Annotated in this window: 3 protein-coding genes; all 3 read right to left on the bottom strand. The window is 75.8% G+C overall.

The window, feature by feature from the left end; translation table 11 throughout:
• A partial coding sequence (locus AB0K09_RS31835; RefSeq protein ID WP_366068866.1) for an SRPBCC family protein occupies positions 1–459 on the bottom strand: 459 nt, incomplete at its 3' end.
• 228 nt (positions 460–687) lie between these two features.
• Positions 688–1,533 carry a DeoR/GlpR family DNA-binding transcription regulator gene (locus AB0K09_RS31830; protein ID WP_366068865.1) on the bottom strand — a complete coding sequence of 282 codons (846 nt, stop codon included), beginning with the start codon at positions 1,531–1,533 and terminating at the stop codon, positions 688–690.
• A 301-nt stretch (positions 1,534–1,834) separates the two neighbouring features.
• A partial coding sequence (locus AB0K09_RS31825) for an AAA family ATPase (protein ID WP_366068864.1) occupies positions 1,835–3,048 on the bottom strand: 1,214 nt, incomplete at its 5' end.

Below are 3,048 nucleotides of genomic sequence, written 5' to 3'. Positions count from 1 at the left end.
GTCCAGGGCGCGGACCGCGTCGCGGAAGGCGTGCGCGAGGCCGAGCCGTGCGAAGCCGAGCGCCAGCCGCAGTGGCGCCGCGCCGTCCGCCGCGAACGTCCAGCGCACGACCGCGCCGCCGCCGGCCGGGGTGATCCGCCAGTCCTCCAGCAGGGCCCGCAGGCCCGGTACGTTGGCGGCGTCCGCCCGGTAGGCGTACCGTTCCGGCGCGTCCGCGGCCATGACCGTCTCCACGAAGCGGACGCCGCCCGCCAGCCGGACCTCCCGGCCGGCCCGGCCGCGCGTCTCCGCCTGCCGGGCCTGCGACACGGCCCGGAACCAGCGGGGCCACGCCTCCACCTCCTCGGCCAGCGCGCGGTAGACCGCGCCCGGCGGCGCGGTCATCCGGGCGGTGAAGGACAGCCGCACCGGCGCGGTGTCGGCGAATTCGAGCCCTACGGGACGGAGGCTGCGCGTCATCGGGGAACCCCCACGAGGTCGGCCGGACGAGCGGGGCGCGCATACCCTAGCCCGCGGAGCTCCACTTGTCTGCGTGGTTCCGCGGGGTTCGGCACCGCCGGGTCGGCCGGTGTGGGCCGAGCGCCGTCGCGGGCGGGAGGGGCGCCGGGGGCAAGCGCACCTGCGGTGGCTCCGGCGGCCTGCGCGAGGCACGCGAACGGCGGGTTCGCCGGGATCCGCGGGACGGCCCTAGTCGTCGCCGGTACGGCCGCCGGGGCCGGCCACCACCAGCTCCGGCAGCCGCTCGGCGATCTCCGCCCGGGCCGCGGGCGGCATGCCCGCGTCCGTGACCAGCGCGTCGACCTCGTCGAGACCCGCGAAGGAACTCAGGCCCACCGTGCCCCACTTGGTGTGGTCGGCGAGCGCCACGACCCGGCGTGCGGACCGTACGAAGTGGCGGTTGGTCTCGGCCTCCGCCAGATTCGGCGTCGACAGCCCCGCCTCCGCGGATATGCCGTGCACCCCGATGAACAGCACGTCGAAGTGGAGCGAGCGGATCGCCGCGTCCGCGACCGGCCCGACCAGCGTGTCCGACGGGGTGCGCACACCGCCCGTCAGCACCACCGTGGCCGCGCCGGGCCGGGCGGTGGGGCCCGAGGCGGCCGTCGCCCGCTGCGCGGTGTGGAAGACATCGGCCACCCGTACCGAATTCGTGACGACCGTCAGATCCGGGACATCGACGAGCTGCTGGGCCAGGGCGTACGCCGTCGTCCCGCCGGCCAGCGCGATCGCGCTGCCCCGCGCGGCCATCCGCGCCGCCGCCCGCGCGATGTCCTCCTTGGCGCTGAGCTCCAGCGTCGACTTCGCCTCGAACCCCGGCTCGTGCGTGGTGGCCTCGGCGACCGGGACCGCGCCGCCGTGCACCTTCTCCACGACGCCCTGCCGGGCGAGCGCGTCGAGATCGCGGCGCACGGTCATGTCCGACACGTTGAGCCGCCGCGTCAGCTCGTTGACCCGCACCCCGCCGCGGCGTCTGACCTCGTCGAGGATCAGGGCCCGCCGCTGCTCCGCCAGCAGATTCTGGTTGTCGCCCACCCGGCCCGTCCTCTCCGACCCTCCGCCGCCCGCCGTCCGGGCACAATCCTCCCATGCGCCGCCGACAGCGAGGACGGCCCGGCCGCCGGGAGCCGGACCGCCGATGGGATCTTGGTCAGGCCGCCGGTGCGGAATCCCCTCGATCGGGGTGAAGCTGGAGCGGGACACGAGCGGCTTCGAGGCCCGGACGGCCCAGCCGAAGTGCACGCCGAACGACTGGATCCACCACGGCGAGGGCGAGCCCAAGCGCTGGTCCGTCCGACCTGACCTGACCGGCCGGTCCGACGACCCGGCCGCCCCGTCAGGCCTCCGGAAGGTCCTCCGCGTAGAGCAGGGTCAGCTCGTCGTGCGTGGGCGCGGTGAGCTGGGCCACCCGGCCGGCGTGCCGCTCGACCATCGCCTCGAAGGTCTGGCGGGCCGTACGGCCGTTGCCGAAGGCGGGGCCCTTCGGGAGGTCCTCGAAGTACCGCAGCAACGCCTCGGCCGCGCCCTCGCCGATGCGGTACTCGTGCTCGTCCGCCTGCTGCCGCACGATGCGCAGCAGTTCCTCCGGCGTGTAGTCCCCGAAGGTGATCGTGCGGGAGAAGCGCGAGGCCACCCCCGGGTTCACGGTCAGGAAACGGCTCATCTCCGCCGTGTAGCCGGCGACGATCACCACGACCTCCTCGCGGTGGTCCTCCATCAGCTTCACCAGAGTGTCGACGGCCTCCCGCCCGAAGTCCCGCCCGGAGTCCTCCGGGGCCAGCGCGTACGCCTCGTCGATGAACAGCACGCCGCCGCGCGCCCGGTCGAACGCCTCCTGCGTGCGCAGGGCGGTGGACCCGATGTGCTCGCCCACCAGGTCCACGCGGGACACCTCCACCAGGTGGCCGCGCTCCAGCACCCCCAGGGAGGCGAGGATCTCCCCGTAGAGCCGGGCGACCGTGGTCTTGCCGGTGCCGGGGGAGCCGGTGAAGACCAGGTGCCGGCGGACCGAGGCCGCCTTCAGCCCCGCCTCCCGCCGGCGCCGCCCGACCTCGATCATGTCGGTGAGGGCGCGCACCTCCCGCTTGACGCTCTCCAGCCCCACCAGCGCGTCGAGTTGGCCGAGCACGGCCGAGGGCGTACGCCGCGCCCCGGCGTCGGCCGTGCCGGCGCCGGCGGCGGTCACCGCGGAGGCGCGCGGACCGGGCACGCCGGCCGCCGGGGCGGACGGCCGCCGGGCCGCCTCCACGGCCGTCGCCACCGGCTCCGGCACGGGCGGCACCACCGCCTCGGCCACGCCCTCGTCGGTCGTACAGCCCTCGGTGACCGGACCCTCCTCGGCGAACTCGTACCCGCCGCGCGCGCACCGCTCCGTCCGGCAGCCCGTCAGGGTCGTCCGGCAGCCGTCGATGACGTGGAAGCCGTAGCCGGCGCTGCCGGTGACCCGGCAGCCGTGGAAGGAACCCCGGCCCCTCGCCCTGGACCTGCTGGCCGTCCTCGACGCCCCGCAGCTGGACGTGGAGACGGCGGCGCTGCTGGTCGAGTCGCTGC

It is taken from the genome of Streptomyces sp. NPDC049577 (genome assembly GCF_040675635.1).
GTDB lineage: Bacteria > Actinomycetota > Actinomycetes > Streptomycetales > Streptomycetaceae > Streptomyces.
Note: the sequence above shows the minus strand (reverse complement) of the source record. Positions and strands in the feature narration are given on the sequence as shown.